At 39.4% G+C, this 22,426-nt stretch carries 20 protein-coding genes and 4 tRNA genes; 15 read left to right on the top strand and 9 right to left on the bottom strand.

From position 1 onward, the window contains the following. The first annotated feature begins 39 nt into the window (after nt 1–39). The 5 genes from CDG55_RS03420 to CDG55_RS03400 all read left to right on the top strand — a co-directional run bounded on the left by CDG55_RS03420 (nt 40) and on the right by CDG55_RS03400 (nt 5,315). Nucleotides 40–723 (top strand): Fe2+-dependent dioxygenase, encoded by a 684-nt coding sequence (locus CDG55_RS03420; protein WP_213066147.1) that lies wholly within the window; start codon nt 40–42, stop codon nt 721–723. Nucleotides 724–1,176: 453 nt separating this feature from the next. Beyond that, a complete protein-coding gene (gene leuA / locus CDG55_RS03415) occupies nt 1,177–2,874 on the top strand; it encodes a 2-isopropylmalate synthase (protein ID WP_087536483.1) in 1,698 nt (565 codons plus the stop codon). A gap of 103 nt (nt 2,875–2,977) precedes the next feature. Further along, complete coding sequence (gene metX / locus CDG55_RS03410; RefSeq protein WP_087536482.1) at nt 2,978–4,138, top strand: homoserine O-succinyltransferase MetX; 1,161 nt, start codon at nt 2,978–2,980, stop codon at nt 4,136–4,138. After that, the gene (metW, locus tag CDG55_RS03405) at nt 4,138–4,731 is read left to right on the top strand and encodes a methionine biosynthesis protein MetW (RefSeq protein WP_004660432.1); all 594 of its coding nucleotides are present in this window, start codon (nt 4,138–4,140) and stop codon (nt 4,729–4,731) included. The genes metX and metW overlap by 1 nt, the downstream gene beginning before the upstream one ends. Next, the gene (locus CDG55_RS03400; protein WP_004964242.1) at nt 4,728–5,315 is read left to right on the top strand and encodes a tetratricopeptide repeat protein; all 588 of its coding nucleotides are present in this window, start codon (nt 4,728–4,730) and stop codon (nt 5,313–5,315) included. The genes metW and CDG55_RS03400 overlap by 4 nt, the downstream gene beginning before the upstream one ends. 82 nt (nt 5,316–5,397) lie before the next feature. On the opposite strand, the gene CDG55_RS03395 is transcribed toward CDG55_RS03400, so the two are convergent. Further along, the gene (locus CDG55_RS03395) at nt 5,398–5,655 is read right to left on the bottom strand and encodes a cytoplasmic protein (protein ID WP_087536481.1); all 258 of its coding nucleotides are present in this window, start codon (nt 5,653–5,655) and stop codon (nt 5,398–5,400) included. A 146-nt stretch (nt 5,656–5,801) separates the two neighbouring features. Here CDG55_RS03395 and rdgB point away from each other — a divergent pair, with 146 nt between their 5' ends. From rdgB to CDG55_RS03370, 5 genes are all read left to right on the top strand, one after another. Next, nucleotides 5,802–6,425, top strand: coding sequence for an RdgB/HAM1 family non-canonical purine NTP pyrophosphatase (gene rdgB / locus CDG55_RS03390; RefSeq protein WP_087536480.1), 624 nt, complete (start codon nt 5,802–5,804; stop codon nt 6,423–6,425). A gap of 239 nt (nt 6,426–6,664) precedes the next feature. Next, nucleotides 6,665–6,880 carry a twin-arginine translocase TatA/TatE family subunit gene (gene tatA, locus CDG55_RS03385; RefSeq protein WP_087536479.1) on the top strand — a complete coding sequence of 72 codons (216 nt, stop codon included), beginning with the start codon at nt 6,665–6,667 and terminating at the stop codon, nt 6,878–6,880. A gap of 12 nt (nt 6,881–6,892) precedes the next feature. Beyond that, nucleotides 6,893–7,333, top strand: coding sequence for a Sec-independent protein translocase protein TatB (gene tatB, locus CDG55_RS03380; RefSeq protein WP_087536478.1), 441 nt, complete (start codon nt 6,893–6,895; stop codon nt 7,331–7,333). Beyond that, complete coding sequence (gene tatC, locus CDG55_RS03375) at nt 7,330–8,097, top strand: twin-arginine translocase subunit TatC (RefSeq protein WP_087536477.1); 768 nt, start codon at nt 7,330–7,332, stop codon at nt 8,095–8,097. Before tatB ends, tatC begins: the two co-directional genes overlap by 4 nt. 182 nt (nt 8,098–8,279) lie before the next feature. After that, nucleotides 8,280–10,271 (top strand): PhoX family protein, encoded by a 1,992-nt coding sequence (locus tag CDG55_RS03370; protein WP_087536476.1) that lies wholly within the window; start codon nt 8,280–8,282, stop codon nt 10,269–10,271. Between the two features lie 43 nt (nt 10,272–10,314). Here CDG55_RS03370 and CDG55_RS03365 read toward each other — a convergent pair whose 3' ends face one another. Beyond that, nucleotides 10,315–11,097 carry an NRDE family protein gene (locus CDG55_RS03365; protein ID WP_087536475.1) on the bottom strand — a complete coding sequence of 261 codons (783 nt, stop codon included), beginning with the start codon at nt 11,095–11,097 and terminating at the stop codon, nt 10,315–10,317. 121 nt (nt 11,098–11,218) lie between these two features. Between CDG55_RS03365 and lgt the strand changes: the two genes are divergently transcribed. Further along, on the top strand, nt 11,219–12,031 hold the full coding sequence (gene lgt / locus CDG55_RS03360; protein WP_087536474.1) for a prolipoprotein diacylglyceryl transferase: 813 nt from the start codon (nt 11,219–11,221) through the stop codon (nt 12,029–12,031). A 32-nt stretch (nt 12,032–12,063) separates the two neighbouring features. Here the strand turns inward: lgt and wrbA are convergent, their stop codons facing one another. Beyond that, entirely contained in the window at nt 12,064–12,663 is a 600-nt protein-coding gene (gene wrbA / locus CDG55_RS03355; protein WP_087536501.1) for an NAD(P)H:quinone oxidoreductase, read from the bottom strand. Nucleotides 12,664–12,775: 112 nt separating this feature from the next. On the opposite strand from wrbA, the gene CDG55_RS03350 reads away from it, so the two are divergent. After that, on the top strand, nt 12,776–14,026 hold the full coding sequence (locus CDG55_RS03350) for a YihY family inner membrane protein (protein WP_087536473.1): 1,251 nt from the start codon (nt 12,776–12,778) through the stop codon (nt 14,024–14,026). A gap of 92 nt (nt 14,027–14,118) precedes the next feature. Here the strand turns inward: CDG55_RS03350 and CDG55_RS03345 are convergent, their stop codons facing one another. Continuing rightward, nucleotides 14,119–14,760, bottom strand: coding sequence for a fumarylacetoacetate hydrolase family protein (locus CDG55_RS03345; protein ID WP_087536472.1), 642 nt, complete (start codon nt 14,758–14,760; stop codon nt 14,119–14,121). 33 nt (nt 14,761–14,793) lie between these two features. After that, nucleotides 14,794–15,291, bottom strand: a complete 498-nt coding sequence (locus CDG55_RS03340; protein ID WP_005156231.1) for a YcxB family protein — start codon at nt 15,289–15,291, stop codon at nt 14,794–14,796. Between the two features lie 195 nt (nt 15,292–15,486). Here CDG55_RS03340 and CDG55_RS03335 point away from each other — a divergent pair, with 195 nt between their 5' ends. Beyond that, nucleotides 15,487–16,785 carry a hypothetical protein gene (locus CDG55_RS03335; protein ID WP_087536471.1) on the top strand — a complete coding sequence of 433 codons (1,299 nt, stop codon included), beginning with the start codon at nt 15,487–15,489 and terminating at the stop codon, nt 16,783–16,785. Between the two features lie 61 nt (nt 16,786–16,846). Here the strand turns inward: CDG55_RS03335 and CDG55_RS03330 are convergent. The 4 genes from CDG55_RS03330 to CDG55_RS03315 all read right to left on the bottom strand — a co-directional run bounded on the left by CDG55_RS03330 (nt 16,847) and on the right by CDG55_RS03315 (nt 17,486). Continuing rightward, a tRNA-Arg gene (locus CDG55_RS03330) sits at nt 16,847–16,923 on the bottom strand. A 263-nt stretch (nt 16,924–17,186) separates the two neighbouring features. Further along, nucleotides 17,187–17,263: transfer RNA gene (locus CDG55_RS03325), tRNA-Arg, on the bottom strand. 45 nt (nt 17,264–17,308) lie between these two features. Next, nucleotides 17,309–17,385 (bottom strand) — tRNA-Arg (locus CDG55_RS03320). An 11-nt stretch (nt 17,386–17,396) separates the two neighbouring features. Continuing rightward, nucleotides 17,397–17,486: transfer RNA gene (locus CDG55_RS03315), tRNA-Ser, on the bottom strand. A gap of 259 nt (nt 17,487–17,745) precedes the next feature. Here CDG55_RS03315 and rnr point away from each other — a divergent pair. Beyond that, entirely contained in the window at nt 17,746–20,178 is a 2,433-nt protein-coding gene (gene rnr, locus CDG55_RS03310; RefSeq protein ID WP_087536470.1) for a ribonuclease R, read from the top strand. A gap of 180 nt (nt 20,179–20,358) precedes the next feature. Then, the gene (locus tag CDG55_RS03305) at nt 20,359–22,398 is read left to right on the top strand and encodes a M3 family metallopeptidase (protein WP_087536500.1); all 2,040 of its coding nucleotides are present in this window, start codon (nt 20,359–20,361) and stop codon (nt 22,396–22,398) included. The last annotated feature ends 28 nt before the right edge of the window (nt 22,399–22,426 follow it).

Genomic DNA, 22,426 nt, shown 5'->3' with positions numbered 1-22,426 from the left:
GCTATTTTTTATAACAATCAATTTAAAGGGATATGCTCAGTGATCCATCACATTCCGAATGTTTTGACAAAAGAACAAGTCGCCGAATTCCGTAAATTAATGGAAGCAGCAGATTGGGTCGGTGGAAAAATTACAGCAGGCACACTCTCAGCATCCGTAAAACGTAATCAACAACTTTCAGAGAGTGACCCTTTAACCCACCAACTTAGTGCACTTGTGATGGATGCAATTTGGAAAAATCCAACTTTCCAAGCAGCTGCACTCCCCAAGCAAATGATTCCACCTTTGTTTAATCGCTACGATGAACACGAAAGTTTTGGTTTTCATGTCGATAATTCAATTCGTTTAGTGAGAGGGACTCATCAACAACTTCGTACAGATTTATCGTGTACTTTATTTTTGAGTGAACCTGAAGAATATGATGGTGGTGATCTCGTTATTGAAGATACTTATGGCTACCATGAAGTGAAATTACCAGCAGGTGATGTCGTACTCTACCCTTCAACAAGCTTGCATGAAGTCAGTAGTATTACGCATGGCACCCGTTTTGCTTCTTTCTTTTGGGTACAAAGTTTGATTAGAGATGATCAAAAGCGTCATATGCTGTTTAATTTGGATGAAAGTATTCGTCAACTTCGCATAGATCATGGTGATGCATATCCAGAAGTAATGAAACTCACCAATATTTATCACAATCTCATTCGTATGTGGTCAGAACTCTGACCACTTCATTTTTTCGCCATGCTGAATAAATTCCATAATTTTTATTAAAAAATAGACTTATTTAGAAAAAATATCCCACTCAACTATCAATTCTTGCAAAAAACAGGAAAACATTTTCCACAATTAAGAGCTAGAATGCTGTTATAGACCTTTGCAGCCAGCTTATTTTCACCTAGACTGATTCAAATTAGGTGATTAAGATAACTGCAAAACCCAATACTTTTGCTTTGAACGGTAGATGATGAAAACAAGTGATGATTTTAGCCATCCGTCTGATATAAAAAACCTCACTGCTCTCCTGATGCTGCGCCTCGCGCGCGTATAAATTTTTACCTAGATTTTAGGTACTCAATACATATTCTCTTTAAATTGATTCTTATAGACACCATATATATTCGTAGCACGTTGCATTTATTTTGAAGCAGCAACCATGCTACAACAAGGAGTTATCTCATGATGTTGGCTGACCCAAGCAAAAAATACCGCCGTATGTATCAACGAGTGGATTTACCAGATCGTCAATGGCCGAATAACGAAATCAACCAAGCACCGATTTGGATGAGTACCGACCTTCGTGATGGTAACCAAGCGATTTTTGAACCAATGAATATGGATCAAAAATTAAAGATGTTCCACATGTTAGTCAAAATCGGCTTTAAACATATTGAAATTGGTTTCCCTTCAGCATCTCAAATTGACTTTGACTTTACTCGCAAGTTAATTGAAGAAGATTTGATTCCAGAAGATGTGTATATCGAAGTTTTGGTTCAAGCTCGAGATCATTTAATTGCGCGTACCTTTGAGTCTTTGGTTGGTGCAAAACGTGCGATTGTGCATATCTACAATTCAAACTCACCAACATTCCGTCAAAAAGTGTTGAATGTAGATGCAAACGGCGCAAAGCAACTTGCCATTAATGCAGCAAATAAAGTCAAAGAATACGCAGCACAATATCCTGAAACAGAATGGATTTTCCAATATAGCCCTGAATGTTTCTCAGCAACAGAATTAGAAGTTGCCAAAGATGTTTGTGATGCGGTCACGGAAATTTGGGAAGCGTCTCCAACCAATAAAGTGATCTTAAACTTGCCTGCAACGGTTGAAGTTTCAACACCAAATGTCTATGCCGATCAAATCGAATGGATGCACCGTAACTTGGCGCGTCGTGATGGCGTGATTATCTCAGTTCACTGTCACAATGACCGTGGTTGTGGTATCGCTGCTTCTGAATTGGCGATCATGGCGGGTGCTGATCGTGTTGAAGGTTGCGTGTTTGGTAATGGTGAACGTACAGGTAACGTCGATGTTGCTGCGATTGCCTTGAACATGTATACCCAAGGTGTTGCACCAAACTTAGACTTCTCTAATATCAATGAAATCATTGCAACTGTTGAAGAATGTACAGGTTTACCTGTGCACCCACGTCATCCATATGCAGGTGATTTAGTCTTTACCGCATTCTCTGGTTCACACCAAGATGCGATTAAAAAAGGCTTCGAATTCCAGAAAAACGAAGAGATCTGGGATATGCCGTACTTACCAATCGACCCTAAAGATTTAGGTCGTGATTATGATGCGGTGATTCGTGTCAACAGCCAATCTGGTAAAGGTGGTATTGCGTATTTATTGGAATCAAATTACAACGTTGCTTTACCACGCCGAGTACAAATCGAGTTCAGCCAAATCGTACAGCAACATACTGATGAAAACGGTACAGAAATCAGTGCACATGAAATCTGGACCTTATTTCAAAATACCTATGTGGATGTGAAAAATAGCCATTACCAAACCAAACATTATCAGTTGTCTGATATCAATGGCACACAAATCATTGAATTAGATATTGAAATTAACGGTGAAGTACAACGTTTACGCGGTGAAGGTAACGGTCCAATTTCGGCGATGCTCGATGCGTTACAATTGCCAATTGATGTTGTAAATTATGAAGAACGTAGTATCAGTTCTGGTGCAAATGCTAAAGCACTTGCCTTAATTGAACTTCAGGTCAAAGGCACAGGTAAGAGCGCATTTGGTGCAGGGATTCATGACAACATTGTCACCTCATCCATTGAAGCGATTATTGCATGTACCAATCGTTTAATTGAACAAGGCGTACTTACAACTGAGCAAGTTGCTGCTGCGGCAGTTTAAGCAAAGCTAAGTTGTAATATCAGAAAAAATGACTTTTGAAAGGATACCTGAATTGGTATCCTTTTATTATTGATCAAAGATTTATACAAGGCGAATCATTCCAGTGTCTTTTCCATCGGATTCAGTGGGTTTAGTCACACCACAAAAATTTCAATTTGAGCAACCATTAGAGCTTGAATGTGGGCGTATCCTGCCACGTTTTGATTTGATGGTTGAAACCTATGGAACACTTAATGCAGATAAATCCAATGCAATCTTAATTTGCCATGCATTATCTGGGCATCATCATGCTGCGGGTTATCATCATGCAGATGATAAAAAAGCAGGTTGGTGGGATAGCTGTATTGGTCCCGGAAAAGCGATTGATACCAATCATTTTTTTATTGTTTCCTTAAATAATATTGGTGGTTGTAATGGTTCAACAGGCCCAACATCGCCAAACCCTGAAAACGAAAATCGTCCTTATGGTCCAGATTTTCCATTAGTCACTGTTCGTGACTGGGTGAAGACCCAAGCCATGCTATCTGATCGCCTCGGAATTGATGTTTGGTTTGCCGTGATTGGTGGTTCGTTAGGTGGCATGCAAGCACTACAATGGTCATTGGACTATGCTGATCGTTTAAAAAAATGTGTCATTATTGCCAGTGCACCAAAATTATCGGCACAAAATATTGCCTTTAATGAAGTTGCTCGCCAATCGATTCTCTCTGATCCAGATTTCCATCATGGGCGTTACTTGGAACATGACAGTTATCCAAAACGTGGGTTAATTTTGGCGCGTATGGTCGGTCATATTACGTATTTGTCTGAAGAAGCCATGAAACAGAAATTTGGTCGTGATTTGAAATCTGGCAAATTTATGTACGGCTTTGATGTCGAATTCCAAGTTGAAAGTTATTTACGTTATCAAGGCGAACAATTTAGTCGCAATTTTGATGCAAATACTTACTTGATTATGACCAAGGCCTTGGATTATTTTGATCCATCTCGTGAGTATGAACATTCCTTGACTAAAGCAATGAGCAAGCCTAAATGCAAATTCTTGGTGATTTCATTTACGACTGACTGGCGTTTTAGCCCAAGTCGTTCACAAGAATTAGTTGATGCTCTAATTGATAATCATAAGCCCGTCAGTTACTTAGATATTGATGCAGAACAAGGTCATGATTCGTTCTTGTTCCCTATCCCACTCTATGTGAAAACATTAAGAGCCTTTTTAGGTGGAGAACAACAGTTGCACGCTACACCGCAGGAGCAGCACTAATGCGAATAGACCAACGACTCGCTGAAAAATGGATCAGCCCGAACTCTAGCGTATTAGACTTAGGCTGTGGTGATGGTGAATTACTGGCGCATATGAGCAAACAGCACAATATTCGTGCTTATGGCTTAGAAATCGATCAAGAAAAGATTGCAATTGCCATCAGTCGAGGGTTAAATATTATCCAACAGGATTTAAACTTGGGTTTAAGCCGTTTTGCCGACCAGTCGTTTGACTCTGTGGTTATGGCACAAGCTTTGCAAGCTGTAGATGCGCCCGATGTATTACTTCGTGATATGGTGCGTGTCGGAAAACAGGCAATTATTACTTTTCCAAACTTTGCGTATTGGAAGACTCGTTCTTTTCTTGCATTGAAAGGGAAAATGCCTGTTTCGGAAGCTTTACCCTATATGTGGTATAACACCCCGAATATTCATTTATGTACTTTCCGTGACTTTGAAGCCCTATGTGCTGAGAATCGGATTAAAATTATTAATCGACTTGCCGTCAATGGTGACCAACAAGGTAGTATGCTCAGTAAGCATATGCCGAACCTATTTGGTGAAGTCGCAATTTATCGAGTGAGCGCTCTATGAAAAAGACATTTATCAGCACATTTTTATTTGGTCTGATCAGTATACAAGCGCACGCTGACTATGTTGCTCAACCACAATCAGTTGCAACACAGGCAGCGCGATATTCAGTGATGGGTATCAGTGAATTACAAAGCGCAGCAAAATCTGGTCAAGCTGGGGCACAGTTTTACTTAGCAACCCGTTACCAGTTTGGTAAAGAAGTGGCTAAAGATGAAAAACAAGCTTTCACTTTATTCAAGGCAGCAGCAGATCAAGGTTTATCTGCGGCGCAATTGAATGTCGGTCGTATGTATGCAGATGGCATCGGTACGAAGAAAGATGAAGCTTTGGCGCGTAAATATTTCGAGAAAGCGGCGAGTAATGGCGATAACCGTGCTAGCTTTAATCTCGCGATGATGGAAGAGCAAAAGAAAAACTATGTTGGTGCTTACCAATGGTATGAGCTTTCAACACGTGACGGTATGCTGGATACTAAAGTCATTAGTCTTTCTGAAGGTAAGAAAACAGCGTTGGCTGCAAACTTAACTCAGGACCAGATTCGTACTGCACGTGACCGTGCTGATAAATGGATTCAAGCGCAATAATCTTTTTAGATTTATTGAATGATATAAAAACCGACTTGTGATAGTCGGTTTTTGTTTTTTTAGAATACATTCCATAATTGGATTAAAACCAATACTTTTGCATCGCTTTTAAAAATTCTTGTGTTATTAAGTCATCAGACTTTAGGTTAATGATGGCATCAATACTACAATTTAGACATAAAGCGGTATTAGCATCATCACACCAATCTTGAATGTTTTTATAATCAAAAATATCCAGGCAATAAAAACAACCACAAAATGCGCTATCTCTTAAAATATGACGATGATAGCTTGAAGATTTATGAGCTTTAACGACGTCAGCTTGATCAAAATTATTCATTACTCTAACTAGAATGGTAGAGATTATTACTTATACCTATTATGAAATAGCACATACACAAGATATGCTCAAATTTTTCTAAATTCTAAACCTATCATCAAGAATACGATAAGATACACCTAATTCTCGTTAACAGCATTATAAATATGTCTACTCCATCATGGCTTAATCAAGGCAGCCTTGTGCTTGCAAGCAATAACAAAGGTAAAATTGCTGAATTTGATCATCTTTTTCAGCAACTCAATCTGCCTGTTGAAATTATTCCCCAAGGAAAACTCAACATTGAAGATGCCATCGAAGATGGTTTGAGTTTTGTGGAAAATGCCATTATCAAGGCACGCCATGCATCTAAGCTATCAGGTAAACCTGCGATTGCGGATGACTCTGGTTTATGTGTTCCAATCTTAGGTGGTGCACCAGGGATTTACTCTGCACGCTATGCAGGCGAACATGGTAATGATGCTGCCAACAACCAAAAACTATTGGCTGATCTTGCACCTTTGCGTAAAGATGGCGAAGCAATTGAAGGTATGTTCGTGTGTGTATTGGCTTTAGTTACACATGCCGAAGATCCATTGCCACAAATCTTTCAAGGCATTTGGAAAGGTGAAATCCTAGAAGCAGCGCGCGGTGAGAATGGGTTTGGCTATGATCCATTATTCTGGCTACCAGAACTCAATCTTTCAAGTGCTGAACTTAGCAAAGCTGACAAAAATAAAATCAGTCATCGTGGTCAAGCAATGCAGCTGTTTAAAGCAAGTTTGATTTAAAGATCATTTGCCCTAGCTAAAACCTAGGGCAAATTATTTAAATCTAGATTGAATAAAAATACTGAATAATGAGTAAAAAACTTACCTCAACGAAGCATTAATTACAAACCAAAAAGTAAAAAATTTTCCATCAATCTACTTAATCTCATAATTTTTTGTCGCAAAATTGCAATATAAGTGTCACATCTTTGTCATGCCAAACTGTTGAGATATAACCAAAGTTATATAGGAATAGAATTATGGCTGGTTTATCAATTTGGCACGTCGTTATTTTTGCAATTGTCGTGATTTTACTATTCGGTACATCAAAGCTTAAAAATTTAGGCAAAGATGTTGGTGGTGCTGTTAAAGATTTCAAAAAGTCTATTAAAGAAGATGAAGTTACTGCGCCACTCAATGAGCCTCGTACCATTGATGCTCAAGTTAAAAATGCTGAAAGCTCAGTAAAAAGCTAAGCGAGCGGAATTATGCTGAACTTGGGAATGACTGAGATTTTTTGCTTTGCAGTTATTGCATTATTGGTTCTCGGTCCTGATAAATTACCTGAAGCTGCTCGATTTGTAGCAAAATGGTATGGGAAAATTAAAAAATTTATCAACAATATTCAGAATGAAATTGATCGAGAGCTCCGTCTTTCTGAGTTCCGCGAAGAAATGCAAAAAGAAATTGAAAAGATTACTGAGCTTGAACGTCGGCTACAAAAACAATTAGATGAATTAAAAACTCAAAATCATGAGGTAGAGACTGCGCCATCAGTAACTAAACCTCAAAATTCGATTCGCTATGTGCCATATCACTCAAGTTCTATTATTCCTTTTTGTGTTCAATACCAAAAATCATCTGTGATTGGTATGGAAGCATACCCATCGTTGAATCAGTTTGATAACGAATTAAAGATTGCCGTATGAGCCAATTACCATCAACTTCAGTCAGTACTGAAGAAACCCTACAACAAATGCCGGTCATGCAGCATTTAATCGTACTTCGCCAATATCTTTTTAAGATTGTTGGCGTAACAATTTTTCTGTTTTTTTGTTTATTACCTTTTAGAAATCAAACCTATCAATGGCTGTCTGAACCATTGAGACAACAATTACCCGCAACATCAACCATGATTGCGACGGATGTCACGGCGACATTTATGGCCCCCTTTAAGCTCAACCTGTTTGTCGCTTTTATGCTGGCAATGCCCTATATCATTTATCAAATTTGGTCATTTATAAAACCTGCACTATATGAAAAAGAACGCCACTTAGCCATTCCCCTATTGTTGGGCAGTATTGTGTTGTTCTATTTAGGAGTGGCTTTTGCCTACTTCATTACCTTGCCAGCCATTCTGCATTTCTTTATTAGTGTGTCTCCTGAAACTGTTGCACCTATGACAGATATTAATAGTTATCTGAGCTTCTGCTTAAAACTATTCTTGGTTTTTGGTTTTACCTTTGAAATTCCAATTATTACTCTAGTGCTGATTTTGATTGGTGCCGTGAGTACAGAAAGCCTCATTGAAAAACGCCGTTTTATTGTTGTTGGATGCTTTTTCGTGGCGATGTTTGTTACCCCACCTGATGCTTTATCCATGATTATGCTGGCTGTTCCGATGTGGATGCTATTTGAAATCGGTTTACTTTTTGGAAAAATATTAGAAAAGCGTAAAGCAGTTTCAGAATAATAATATCTCTGTTGAATCCCTGAATAATCTCAGGGATTTTTTTATTTTAAAATTATATTTTTCATATATTTATAAAAATTAAATTGTCTTCAAACTGCCTTAAAAGTGTCAAAAAAATGTCATCTATCAAACATAAAATCAATGTAGATTTATTTACCATTTATTAAAGATATGGATTTATTATGACAACCAATACAAATCAGCCAAGTCGTCGTGATATTTTAAAGTGGTTCGCGGGTGTTCCGTTTTTACCACTCGGGGCAATGGGCACAGCAGCAGCTTTAGCAGGTTGCAATGATAATAACGATACTACCGTTACCCCAACCGTACCTGCTGCAAAATTTAAAAATGCAAAATTTACACCTATGGCGGCACCTTCAACTGTACCAGAGATGGCTACAACTTCAGTTAAATCTGCTTTGACGATTACGTGGGATGACAATACAACCACCGAGTACAAACTGGGTTATCAGGAGTTTTTCCGTACAGGTGCGGAAGTTGATAACATTGATGGTGGAAAAATCATTGCAGGTAGTTATTATGATATTAATAATCAACCGATTAAAGATACTTCTGTAATCGGTCAAGAACGCCAGTTTTTCTCTGACTCTCCTGATGGTTCATCTTTAATCCACATCAATGGCGCTTCTGTATCTGGTGTGGCTAACCCTGTATTCCACGTTGTTCAATTTGAATACACGACTAAAAATCTGGCAAATCAAAATATGTACGGCAAGTTGCCATCACCAATTGCGGTGCTTACGCTGGATCAGGATCAAAAGACGGGTCATCTGGCATTGAAGAAATACCACAATGTCGATATGTCTAAAGTTCATGGTCTATGGATCACCTGTGGTGCTAGCCTTTCTCCGTGGAATACTCACCTTTCAAGTGAAGAATATGAGCCTGATGCATTTGACCAAATCGGTTCAGATCTGGCAATGCTCAAAGCATATAGTAAAAATCTATATGGCAATGAAAATACTGCAAATGCCTATAACTATGGTCATTTGCCAGAAATCATCCTTGATGGCAAAGGGCGTGCAAAAGCAGTTAAACACTACTGCTTAGGTCGTATTTCACATGAACTGATTCAAGTCATGCCAGATAACCGCACTGTAATCATGGGTGACGATTACACTAACGGTGGTTTCTTCATGTTTATTGCAGACAAAGAAAAAGACTTATCTGCTGGAACATTATATGTTGCGAAATACACATCAGAATTGAATGAGACCTCTACCGCCGCAATCAAATGGATCAAGTTAGGTCATACTGATAGTAAGACCATCGAAGACCTCGTGAATGTTCGAGGAATCAAATCTGAAAACATTATGGAAAGCTTGAAAACAGCACCAGCTGATTTAACAGGTTATACCAAGATTGTGTTAGATGGAAAATCGCTGTGGGTTAAACTGAAAGAAGCCAACAATGGCTTTAGCAAAGCTGAGATTGAGCTTGCTGCTGCATTCCTAGAAACACATCGATATGCTGCCCTAAAAGGCGGTAGTATGGCTTTCACAAAAATGGAAGGTACTACCGTAAATATTAAAGATAAAGTTGCTTACTCTGCACTTGCCAATATTCAAGAATCAATGATTGGTGGAAATGCAGCTTGGGTTGAATCACATAATGTTAAGTTTAAGAGCACGCTAAAAGCAGGTGGTGTCCTTGGACATGACCTCAAAGGTAGCCAAGTTGATCATCTTAATAATGTGATCAATAGTGAATGGACACCTTACCAAAGCCATATGGTTCTTATGGGTAAAGATATTACTGTGGATAGCTTAGGTAACACGGCAGATCCAAATAATATTGCAAGCCCAGACAATTTAAAATTCTCTGAAACTTTACGCACATTATTCATTGGTGAAGACAGTGGTAACCATACCAATAACTTCCTATGGGCATATAATGTTGATACTAAGTCTTTAGATCGTATCCTCTCTACTCCAGCAGGTGCAGAGTCAACAGGTTTACATGCGGTGGATTCGGTCAACGGTTGGACTTATATCATGAGCAATTTCCAGCATCCAGGCGACAGCTCAAAGATTCCAGCAGATGTAAAAACAGCAGTGCTAAAAAACTATAACAATGGCTTTAGCGCGTGCGTGGGCTATATCACGGCGGATATTTTGCCATCAGTTGAGAAAAAGGCTGCAACTACAAAGTAAGCCAGATTATTCAATGCAGATGCCGACCTTATGTCGGCATTTGTTATTTCAGCAAGTCAATCTTCATTTCCACAATATTTCCCTGATCTCCACCCTGTTGGGACTTTTCCAGCCACAGCCATTGCTCAGCTGTCAGCCTTAAAAAATTTGAACAGCGTGTGCCATAAATTGGGCTTTGAATAAAAGTTGAAGATAATAATTCCTCCATCTCCACACTAATCCCTGTATCTGGTAACAAATCTGGAATAATTTTTCGTTCATCTTCCAAAATATCCCAGACTGAATATTGCAAATCAGATTCTGTCATCGTTGATTGTTGCAACATTGGTAAAAATTCTTGCGTAAAGCGTTTACGTAAATGTTTGGTTTTCTCCCAATCTTCTGACATTAAACCGTTGGAAACAACATAAACACCATTCGCTAAGACTTGTGGTGCTTCCCCCCGATTACTCATATAAACCGCTTGCTCTCGATCACCAACAAACAAATTAAAACCAGCGTAGTCCTGTTGTTGCTGTTCTAATTGTTGTGCAAAACGAAAGGGGGCTAAATCACTTTCTAAAAAAGACTGGATTAAATGCCCACGTGAAGTTGAATATTGGTTCTTATCTCGTCCATTGCGAAAATTAGTCACGATTGCCCAACGCCCAGACTCAGTGACCCCCATCCATGCCCCACCTGACTGTAAATCTTGCCCAGCAATTATCGAACTGTGATCCCATCGATGTAAAACAGTACTTGGTCGATGATAAAATTCATCACGATTTGAAATTAAACACAACGGCATATCATCAAGAACATGCCATGCAAAAGCGACAATACACATTGATTCTGTTTTCACTCATTTAGCGTCTGTTGACTTTCACATTGAATGTACAACATTTTTCACATCATTCCGCTACAATCTGCTCAAAACTTAATTTCAAATTCTAAATTGAGGAACAGCAATGCTGACCTATCCAAATATTGATCCAGTGGCACTGAGTTTAGGGCCAGTCAAGGTACACTGGTACGGATTGATGTATCTCTTGGCATTTTTATGCGCTTGGGGCTTAGCCTCTTATCGTGCTAAACAACGTGATGGTTGGACTGCCGATATGGTCTCCGATCTGGTGTTTTATGGCGCTCTAGGCGTCGTACTTGGTGGTCGTATTGGCTATGTCTTGTTTTATGAGTTTGGCAAATTCTTAGAAAACCCGCTTTGGTTATTCCAAGTCTGGACAGGTGGAATGAGCTTTCACGGCGGTTTCTTGGGTGTCATGATCGCAATGCTATTCTGGTGTAAGAAATATCAGAAAACATGGTTTCAAACCTTGGACTTTATTGCACCCTGTGTACCGACAGGTTTGATGTTTGGTCGTATCGGTAATTTTATTGGTGGTGAATTGTATGGTCGTCAAGTTCAAGACCTTAGCTATCCATTTGGTATGATTTTTCCAACTGATCCTTTAGGTTTAGTTCGCCATCCGTCGCAAATTTATCAAGCGCTCTGTGAAGGTCTGATTCTATTTATCATACTTTGGTGGTTTAGTGCTAAACCACGTCCTCGTATGGCGGTTTCAGCATTATTCCTAATGGGCTACGGAGTTGCACGTTTCTTTATGGAGTTCTTCCGTCAGCCCGATGCAGATCAAGGTTTTATTCTATTCGGTTGGATGACTAAAGGTCAGATTCTCACTGTACCAATGTTACTGATTGGACTGTGGATGATGTGGTATGCCTATCAGAAAAAAATCTACGATTGGCAAATTAAAAAATAAAATAATGGGAGCAGATGCTCCCATTTTTAGATCTAAACTTTTCCTAACAACGCTTTTACGACATCACCTAAACGTTTGCCCTGCGCTTCACAAAGGATTTTTTCATCCTGACTTAGGCTCTGGTCATGGCGAGGCCCACTGACATGACTTGCACCATAGGGTGTGCCGCCTGTTTTGGTATTGGATAATGCAGGAATTGAGTTGGGTAAGCCCAGTATCACCATGCCATGATGAAATAATGGCGGCAACATGCTCAGCAAAGTACTTTCCTGCCCACCATGCATCGAGCCAGAAGAGGTAAACACACATGCTGGTTTATTGTGCAATGCGCCATTCAGCCATAAACTGGTGGTTTGATCCCAGAAATACTTCATCTCACTGGCCATGTTGCCAAAACGTGTTGGTGAACCAAGTGCCAAACCTGAGCAATACGTCAAATCATCTAAAGTACAATAAACATCCCCCTCTACAGGAATGCTTGGTTCTGCTTGGGTAACAACAGTTGCGAGATTAGGAACGGTTCGAATACGAGCTGTGATACCAGAAGACTCAATTCCATCGGCAATTAGATGAGCCATTTCTCGAGTTGAACCATATTTACTGTAATAAAGAACAAGAACGTAAGGTTGCATCACTTTAATAAATTTTGTTAAAAAGAACACTATACGACATTTTTCCTCTTTTTAGCTGTAGTCAATGCTGTGCTAACACAGGATTTTATTAAAAATAACTAGGATAGAACCCATGATCTTAAATCGTTATCTAAAAAATCTGCCTTTTTTAGAAAAAACATGGTTTCAATTTATTGTATTTGTGTTACGGCGTTTCGAAGCTGATCGCTGTAGAGAACAAGCTGGAGGACTCACCTACACCACCTTGTTTGCAGTTGTTCCAATGCTGACCGTTTTCTTAGTCATTATCTCATCAATTAAAGCTTTAGAGCCTGCTCGACAACAACTACAGCAATTGATTTACAGTAATTTTTTACCAAAAAGTACCATTGCCTTTGACAAAGCATTGAACGCATTTACAGATAAATCCAGTAATCTCACAATTATTGGGGTGCTATTTCTGTTTGTGACCACCGTACTTATGCTCACCTCAATCGAAAATGTCTTTAATCGTATTTGGCGTGTCAAAGAAACTCGAACAGGTCTTGTTGGTTTTATGCGTTATTGGACAATCATCTCTTTAGGTCCAATCATTCTAGGCAGTGCTTTTGTACTTTCATCTACTGTCGCCTCAATGAATATTCTGAGCAATAATTTTGCGGGCTATCAATTAGATGGCTCCTTCCTTTTATGGCTTATTTCATTCCTACTTACAATTGTTGGCTTTTTCATTCTTTACTGGACCATTCCTAATCGTAGCGTCCCTATTCTTTCCGCTGTTATTGCTGCATGTTTTAGCGCAACAGTATTTGAAATTTTAAAAAATTTCTTTGGCTGGATTATGAGTAATTTCACCAGTTATGAAATTGTGTATGGTGCTTTTGCTGCTGTTCCAATCTTCCTTCTGTGGATTTATTTGTCTTGGAACATTATCTTATTAGGCGTAGAAATCAGTTATGCACTGACTGCTTTTCATTCAGATAAAGAACAAAAGCGTCATCCTATCTTAATGTTATTAGACATATTGGAGTTATTTTATAAAAAGCAACAAATTGGAGAAAGTGTCAGTGAACAAGAACTTGTTGGGATTATTGGACGTGGTGAATTAGGACGTTTACCTGCATATATCTTACAGTTAGAAAAACAGAATTTAGTCAAACGTACAGACAACGATGAGTATGTATTGGCTAGAAATCTTGCGCAAGTCGATTTCTGGAGTTTCTTTACCGCACTTCCATATCCGTTACCTCTACGCCCCGATGTTCTCAATGTGCATCAGGATGATGAATGGATGGAACGACTTGGCCCAGCCCTCATCGAGAGTAATGATTATTTAGCTGCAAAACTTTCGATTCCTCTTTCGACGATCTTTGAACAGAAGTAAAAGAAAAGACCTCAACTGAGGTCTTTCTTTTACTATCTCGCTTATACGAAATTAGGTAGACGCTATTTATTAACAGCACGTGTTTTTAATCATTATGCTTGAACAAATGTATCCCAATCATATTCTCCTGATTGGGTTATTAGTTTCATAGTTAATTGATCATTTGGGTGTAATGCCCCGACGCCAGCAGGCGTACCCGTCATAATAACATCACCCGCTTCCAAACTAAATGACTGATTAATTTCAACCAATAATGCACCAATATCAAAAATCATGTCTTGGCTAAAACCATGTTGGCGTTCAACGCCATTAATCATTAAAACAAGCTCTAACTGTTGTAAATCGCCAATTTCATCCGCTTCAACCCAGTCTGCCAAGATACATGCACCGTCAAAAGCTTTTGCTCGCTCCCAAGGCTGCCCTTTCGCTTTTAAGTCATTCTGCAAATCACGTAAAGTTAAATCCAACCCTAAAGTCACAGCACCAATCGCTTCTAAAGCTTTGCTTGGATTGGTTTCCTGCGACAATGGGTGTGCGATCTGCAAACAAATTTCACATTCAAAATGACATTCACCCAAAGCCTGATTCCAACGGGCACCTTGGGCTAAGCTACTCAAACTACTTGGTGGTTTGATAAATAAAATTGGGCGATCAGGAATTGCATTACCTAGTTCTTTCGCATGTTCAGCATAATTTCTGCCTACACAAACAATTTTTGACGGACGTGTGCTCATAAAAGCTCCTTGTTCCTTAAATCGCGAATGAAGTTATTTTTTAAAACTATTTTCAAATTTGGTTTGATCTGCTGGATCATTGAATGAACGCTTTGGAACAATAATGACGGTATGATTCTTCAGCTCTAACATATACGTGAGCTTTCCAACTGCAAAAGATTGCACCTCAGCATACTGCGCTATTTGCTTTTTACCTGTTGAATAAAGTTCAAAATGATCTTGATAAAGGTCAATTCCCTGCTCACTTTTTCCAAATTGGTAGCGAACAAATTGACGTTTAAACAACATCGGTAACAACCAATAGCGCATCAATCCTTGCATAATCAGAAAAAAAGCACCTAATGCAACGTAATAACGACCAACGTCTGAGAAACCTAAATAGATTCCCCAACCAATAATTGCAATACTAATAACAGGTGTTAGAAAACGACTAAAGGTCTTTTTACCAAAAGTGACAAGAGCAAAACCATCTTGTGATTCTTCTAAATTAAGATAATAGCGCACAGATACAGTTGGACGTTGTTCAGACATTTTTGATTTCAATTTGTTTCATCATGGATGGGCGTAAATATTACACCAGTTTAGGGGCTAAGACGTTGTTTTACACAATATGGCTATTCTTTACACACAAAAAAATTTATAACTATTTTCCAATTTACTGGCATTGATCAAGATTGAAATGCTGAATTTCTAACTCAGTCACTTATAAAAAATCAAAGGAATGTGATGTCTTATTTTACCCGCCTGCTATGTACAGGTATTTTATTCGGGATCAGTCAAATTGGTTTTACTCAAATCATGACATGGACAGACAATATCCCAAGCGCTTTACAACCTTTTCAAAATAACCCCCAGCTTTTGGCAAACTACACGCAAAATAATATTTTCATTTATGCGCATCCAACAACTAAAACTAACCTCCCCACTCTCAAATCCAATTCACAACCAAACGCCAGTTTTACATCCGCAGCACTTATTGTTCCTACCAATGTACAACAGGTTACTAAGACCCTGACTGACTTTAATCACTATGTCGGTCTATTTCCAACACTTAAATCGGCCAAAATACTAGAACAATCTGGCAATACTGTAAAAATGAAATATCGTGTCTCCATTCCAACGCCTATTCCAGTGCTCAATTTTAATGAAGACGTTACCTTACAGCATCAGATTAAATCGAACAGTATTTCCAGTTTAGTGATTGATTCTCCTATTCCATACGGTTTAGGAAAGTTTGAATGGTTTGCCTTAGATGATCATCGAACTTTAATTACGCTCACCCAGTGGGGAGATTTAAATCAACCTAAAGGTTTTATTTTTAAAAAAATTCTGAATGCGATTCCAGAGGTCAAATTAGGGATTCCAAGCTCAACCAATGCTTTTATCCTAGAATCACTTCGAACACGCTTTATTAAACAGAATATCGTTGCCTTAAATTCAGGACAAATACCAAGCCCTCAATTAAATGAAGCTCAATTGGCTAAGATTGCACAACTGAGTCAGACTGCACAGCAGCCTGTAAGCTACCTACATGCACCGACTAGTATTTTGTACACCCATGGACGTGAAGCCATGCGCTTCACCACCACCTATCAGTTTTATCAACAGCCAACACAGCGATTAAATAAATGGTTAAACCCTTTAGCCTATCAAGAATTATTTCCAAGACAAATCAAGAAAATCATCACCTCTCCAATCCAAAATCAGGGTCAAGATGCGGATATTCAAGTGAATGTGGGTTTAGGTGTGATTAATATTCCTTTTGCATTTAAGCTGCATTTCAACTATCCAAATACTGTTGAAAATAACTTTTATGCCAATGGTGGTGATTTACGATTGATTAAAGGAAAAATGATTGCCTCAGAGCTTAATCAAGGTACTTTATTTAAAATCACTAGCTCAATGAAAATTGATGAAAAAGCACCCTTTTTATTAAGGGCTATGCGAAGTTTACCCTATCATGATGTACTCCCCGCAGTTGGTGGTAATACTGTGTTTGTTCAGAAAATTAAAACAAAAATGTAAGGCACAAAAAAACCGCATTTAAGCGGTTTTTTTCAATCTTTATCTTTCGATAAATTCAAATTGGTGCGCTCAGAGAGATTCGAACTCCCGACCCCTTAGTTCGTAGCCAAGTGCTCTATCCAGCTGAGCTATGAGCGCATATTTGATGGAGCGCATTATACGCATTTTTTCCCTATCGATAAGTGTTTTTTAATAAAATAGAAATCAAATGGTGATAGATTGATCGTTACAAGTTTATAACACAATAGTTATTATATTTAAAAACAGCATAAGCAACTGATTTTATTATTAATAAAAAAATGAAGCGCCTTAATTTGAACATCAAATAGATATTTTATCGTTTAACTATTCCAACTTAAAGGCACAAAAAAACCGCAATTAAGCGGTTTCTTCTATTAAGTTGGTGCGCTCAGAGAGATTCGAACTCCCGACCCCTTAGTTCGTAGCCAAGTGCTCTATCCAGCTGAGCTATGAGCGCATTACTTATGTGCCTATTCAGGCGTGTGTTACATTAATCTTTACTTGGTGCGCTCAGAGAGATTCGAACTCCCGACCCCTTAGTTCGTAGCCAAGTGCTCTATCCAGCTGAGCTATGAGCGCTTTAAGTAAAGTGGCGGTGAGAGAGGGATTCGAACCCTCGATACAGTTACCCGTATGCATCCTTAGCAGGGATGTGGTTTCAGCCACTCACCCATCTCACCGTAACACGAGCGCAATAATACAAACTAAAACCGCATTACACAAGGGATGTTCCTGTTTTTTTCTGCTTTTTCAGTTCAATCAAATACTTTTTAATCAATTTCCGCATATTTTCAGCATTTTTTAACTCAACGCTTGTTAATATAGTGTTCTCTCCTTTATTCAGATTGGACAATAAACAGAATCTTGCAATCTTTGACGTGCAGTTAAAGTTTGAATGACTTATGCTAAACCGATCTGCCAGATGTGAAATGAAACGATATGACTACAAATTGGGTTGATCCCGAAGCAAAAGCAGAAGCGCAACGTTACGATAATCCTATTCCTAGCCGAACTCTTATTCTAACTACATTAGAACAATTAAAAACTGCACAGTCTCATGCAGAACTGGTTGATCACTTTAATATCCCAGATCAAAAAAGTATTGATGCATTGAATCATCGTTTAAGTGCAATGGTTCGCGACGGTCAGTTAATGAAAGATGGTTTTAAATACCAACCTGCAACCGATTTACCAAACCATGAAGCAACGGTCTATATCAACAGTAAAGGTCTAGGTACGGCCAATATCGCAGGTCAGGATGATGTACTCTTACCTGAACGTGAATTACGTCTAGTCTTTAATGGTGATCGCGTTAAAGTACGCCAAACTTCTGTTGACCGTAAAGGTAAAGCTTGGGGCTTTATTACCGAAGTCGTTCAACGTCGTGTCAAACAAATTATTGGTAAAGTCGCTGAACATGAAGGTGAATACTTTATTCAGCCAAGCAATCCAAATCAGCACCAACCAATTACCTTAGAAAAAGAATTGATTGAACATGCCAATGCCAAAGTTGGCGATATGCTACGTGTTGCGATTGATGATTACCCGACTCGTGAAGAATTAGCGACAGGTCATGTTGTACAGTCTATGGCGGACAAAGCTGACACTGAAATTATTATTCCGCAAACCATTTTAGAATTTGGTTTGCCTTATGAATTTCCAGAAGCCGTCATTAAAGAAGCTGAGAGTTTTAAAGAACCTTCAGAACAAGATCGCAAAGGTCGTGTTGATTTACGCGATTTACCACTCGTCACGATTGATGGCGAAGATGCCCGTGACTTTGACGATGCCGTGTATGCAGAGAAGCGTGCAGGCGGTGGTTACCGTGTTGTCGTGGCAATTGCAGACGTGAGCCATTATGTCCGTTTAGGCTCACCTTTAAATGAAGAAGCTGAAGAACGTGGTACATCGGTTTATTTCCCACACTTTGTTTTGCCAATGCTGCCAGAAGCATTATCGAATGGATTGTGTTCTCTCAATCCACATGTTGACCGTCTGTGTATGGTCTGCGATTTAAAGTTGTCTCGTGCAGGTAAAGTCACAGGTTATGAGTTCTACCCTGCGGTGATGCATTCCAAAGCACGTTTGACCTATAATCAGGTGGCTGCTTATTTTGACGGCGCAACCGATGCCATTCCACAAGATAAAAGCGTTCATAAATCGTTAAATACCCTATTCCAGCTGTATCAGACACTAAAAGAACTACGTGCCAAACGTCATGCGATGGAATTTGAAACCATTGAAACCTACATGACCTTTGATGAGTTGGGCGGCATTAAAGAAATCTTGCCACGTACTCGTAATGATGCGCATAAACTGATTGAAGAATGCATGTTATTGGCGAACGTTGCCGCAGCTGAATACTCATTAGAACATGATATTCCAATGTTGTATCGTGTACATGAAGCGCCAGAATTCTCACGTATTCAAAAAGTCCGTGATTTCGTCAAATTACTCGGTTTGCCATTTCCAGAGCAACCAACCCAAGCTGATTACCAAGCCGTGATTGAAGCGACCAAAGATCGTTTAGATGCGCCAAGTATTCATGCAGTGTTATTACGCTCAATGATGCAAGCCTATTATGGTGCGAATAATGCAGGACATTATGGTCTTGCTTATGAAGCTTATACGCATTTCACTTCACCAATTCGTCGTTACCCAGATTTATTGTTACACCGCGCAATTAAAGCCTATCTCGATAAGAAAGCTTATCCATTGTCTGGTGCGGCTTTAGATGATGCAGGTGAGCATTTTTCACAAACTGAACGTCGAGCCGATGAAGCTTCACGCAGCGTCACCACATGGTTGAAATGCCATTATATGCAACAGCATTTAGGCGATGAGTTTGTTGGTATCATTAGTGCGGTGACTGAGTTTGGTCTATTTGTGACGCTGAAAGACCTCTATGTCGATGGCATGATTCATGTCAGTCAGCTCGGTGAAGACTTCTTCCTGTATGATCAAGCCAGCCAAAGTTTGATTGGTCAGAATCGTGGACAGTCATTTAGCCTCGGTGATGAAGTCAAAATTCAAGTGGCGGGCGTAAATCTGGAAGAACGTAAGATTGACTTCCAATTGGTTCAACAACTGACGCATTTGGGACGTACAATTCGTCAAAAAGCGCCAAGAACCAATACTTCAAATCGTGCTTCAACCACTGAAGAGGTATTTGGCAAACCACAATCGACAACAGCTAAAGTTAGTGAAGATGGCGAAAAGCCTGTGCGTAAGAAAAAGGATAAGAGCAAATCAAGTTCTAATTCTTATACCAAAAAAACAGGTAAAAAATCTTCTGCGAAGTCTGAAAGCAAAGAAAAGCCAAAGAAGAAAGTGAAAAAGAAAAAGTCGAATGCCAAGACCAAGAGTGAATAACATTTAATTAGAGAGCTTCGGCTCTCTAATTTTTTGGTCTTGATATATGTGCGTTAGAAATGAATAAAATTTATAGAACAACAAAATACTCATCTAATAAATAATCAATCAGCCTTGATTTATAGAGGCTTAAGCCCTACATCTATAATTATGTTTAAAGATGAATATGGCAAAAATACAATGACACTCCAACAACCGACACTCCCCCTTCCTCAATTTCATCAAATTCAACTTGCCGATTTAAAACAACAGATCGAACAAACGATTCAAAACGGTCAGAACTTCTTAAATCAACTCAATAAAGTTCCGCAAGGCTCTGAAGCCCAACGAGCAACCTTGGCAGAAGTTGATCAACTTGAAAATAACATGAGCGAATCGTGGGGCATTTTGTCACATCTCAATGCAGTCATGAACAATGCCGAAACCCGTGAAGTGTATCAAGCCCTGTTACCAAGTTTAAGTGAATACTATACGCAGCTTGGACAACACACAGTGCTGTATCAAACCTATCAGCAGATTCATGATAGTAATGTATTTCAAACATTGAGCGAAGCACAACAAAGCGCGATTAAACTGGCGCTACGTGACTTTAAACTGTCGGGTGTTGCACTCCAAGGCGAAGCGAAAAAACGTTATGCAGAAATCTCGGCACGTTTGTCTCAGTTATCTTCAGACTTCTCAAATCACGTCTTAGATGCCACCCAAGCCTACTTTAAACCGCTAACAGAAGCGCAACTTAAAGGCTTACCGCAAAGCAGTGTTGAATTATTAAAACAATACGGACAACAACGTGAGCTGGAGCAAGCCGTTGCCACACTGGATTTCCCTGCTTATTTTGCGATTATGACCTATGCCGATGATCGTGAATTAAGAGAAGAACTCTACAAAGCTTATGTGACCCGTGCATCTGAGCAGTCCGACAAGACTGAATTTGACAATACACCTGTGATGGAGGAAATCCTGAGCTTACGTCAGGAGATGGCGCAACTGCTTGGCTTTAATAACTTCGCTGAATATTCCCTTGCCAGCAAAATGGCACCCGATGTTGAAACTGTTCATCAATTCTTAGTGGATTTGGCAGAGCATGCGCGTACGCCTGCACTGGCTGAAATTGCTGAACTCAAAAGCATTGCACAACAAGATGGAATTGAGGAACTCAAACCTTGGGATGCAACCTATTATTCTGAGAAGTTGAAACAGCAGCAATTCAATCTTTCTCAAGAAGCGCTTAAACCGTATTTCCCTGCGCCAAAAGTGGTGGACGGTTTATTCAAGATCGTGCAACGTCTTTATGGAATTCAAATCGTCGAACGCCAAGCCCCTGTTTGGCAAAATGATGTACGTTATTTTGAAATTGAAGATCAAGGTCAAGTGGTCGGTGGTTTCTATTTTGACTTATATGCCCGTAACGGCAAACGCGGTGGCGCATGGATGAGTGGTTTCCGTTCTCGTGTGCAAACGGCCAATGGTCTACAAAAACCAATTTGCTATATGGTGTGTAACTTTACCCCACCGATTGGCGATCAACCTGCGCTACTCACCCACGATGAAGTCATTACTTTATTCCATGAGTTTGGTCATGGCTTACACCATATGTTGACCGAAGTAGATAACATCTCTGTTGCAGGCACACACGGCGTGGCTTGGGATGCGGTGGAGTTACCAAGTCAGTTTATGGAATTCTGGGCATGGGATAATGAAAGTTTAGATGTACTCAGTGAACACACCGAAACTAAGCAAACTTTGCCACAAGAATTGCTGTCTGCGTTACTCAATGCGCGTTTCTTCCAATCAGGCATGCAAACATTACGTCAGATTGAATTTGCATTGTTTGACCTAAGCATTCACCGTCAGGCACCTGCCTTAAACAGTCAGCAAATCCAAGCGACACTGGACGATATTCGCGATAAATTTGCCGTGGTTCCTGCGGTACCTTATAACCGTTTTCAACATAGTTTCAGCCATATTTTTGCAGGCGGTTATGCGGCAGGCTATTACTCTTATAAATGGGCAGAAGTTTTAGCGAGTGATGCCTTCGATCGCTTCGAAAGCGAAGGTATTTTTAACACTGAGACAGGCAAAGAGTTTAGAAAGTTTATTCTAGCAGTTGGCGGAAAAGATACTGCACTTGATTCATTTCGCAATTTCCGAAAAAGAGAACCAAAAATAGATGCATTATTACGCCATCAAGGTTGGACGAACACCAATAAAACCGCTTAAACTACGTCATTATTGTTCACAGGGTGGT

Origin of the sequence: Acinetobacter sp. WCHA45 (assembly GCF_002165255.2) — a bacterium.
GTDB lineage: Bacteria > Pseudomonadota > Gammaproteobacteria > Pseudomonadales > Moraxellaceae > Acinetobacter.
Note: the sequence above shows the minus strand (reverse complement) of the source record. Positions and strands in the feature narration are given on the sequence as shown.

Coding starts and splice junctions, on each gene's coding strand:
- tatC (WP_087536477.1), top strand. CDS start 7,330: ATGAGCCAATTACCATCAACTTCAGTCAGTACTGAAGAAACCCTACAA.
- tatA (WP_087536479.1), top strand. CDS start 6,665: ATGGCTGGTTTATCAATTTGGCACGTCGTTATTTTTGCAATTGTCGTG.
- wrbA (WP_087536501.1), bottom strand. CDS start 12,663: ATGCAACCTTACGTTCTTGTTCTTTATTACAGTAAATATGGTTCAACT.
- rdgB (WP_087536480.1), top strand. CDS start 5,802: ATGTCTACTCCATCATGGCTTAATCAAGGCAGCCTTGTGCTTGCAAGC.
- CDG55_RS03305 (WP_087536500.1), top strand. CDS start 20,359: ATGACACTCCAACAACCGACACTCCCCCTTCCTCAATTTCATCAAATT.
- leuA (WP_087536483.1), top strand. CDS start 1,177: ATGATGTTGGCTGACCCAAGCAAAAAATACCGCCGTATGTATCAACGA.
- rnr (WP_087536470.1), top strand. CDS start 17,746: ATGACTACAAATTGGGTTGATCCCGAAGCAAAAGCAGAAGCGCAACGT.
- tatB (WP_087536478.1), top strand. CDS start 6,893: ATGCTGAACTTGGGAATGACTGAGATTTTTTGCTTTGCAGTTATTGCA.
- metW (WP_004660432.1), top strand. CDS start 4,138: ATGCGAATAGACCAACGACTCGCTGAAAAATGGATCAGCCCGAACTCT.
- CDG55_RS03345 (WP_087536472.1), bottom strand. CDS start 14,760: ATGAGCACACGTCCGTCAAAAATTGTTTGTGTAGGCAGAAATTATGCT.
- CDG55_RS03400 (WP_004964242.1), top strand. CDS start 4,728: ATGAAAAAGACATTTATCAGCACATTTTTATTTGGTCTGATCAGTATA.
- CDG55_RS03350 (WP_087536473.1), top strand. CDS start 12,776: ATGATCTTAAATCGTTATCTAAAAAATCTGCCTTTTTTAGAAAAAACA.
- lgt (WP_087536474.1), top strand. CDS start 11,219: ATGCTGACCTATCCAAATATTGATCCAGTGGCACTGAGTTTAGGGCCA.
- CDG55_RS03335 (WP_087536471.1), top strand. CDS start 15,487: ATGTCTTATTTTACCCGCCTGCTATGTACAGGTATTTTATTCGGGATC.
- CDG55_RS03395 (WP_087536481.1), bottom strand. CDS start 5,655: ATGAATAATTTTGATCAAGCTGACGTCGTTAAAGCTCATAAATCTTCA.
- CDG55_RS03340 (WP_005156231.1), bottom strand. CDS start 15,291: ATGTCTGAACAACGTCCAACTGTATCTGTGCGCTATTATCTTAATTTA.
- CDG55_RS03370 (WP_087536476.1), top strand. CDS start 8,280: ATGACAACCAATACAAATCAGCCAAGTCGTCGTGATATTTTAAAGTGG.
- CDG55_RS03365 (WP_087536475.1), bottom strand. CDS start 11,097: ATGTGTATTGTCGCTTTTGCATGGCATGTTCTTGATGATATGCCGTTG.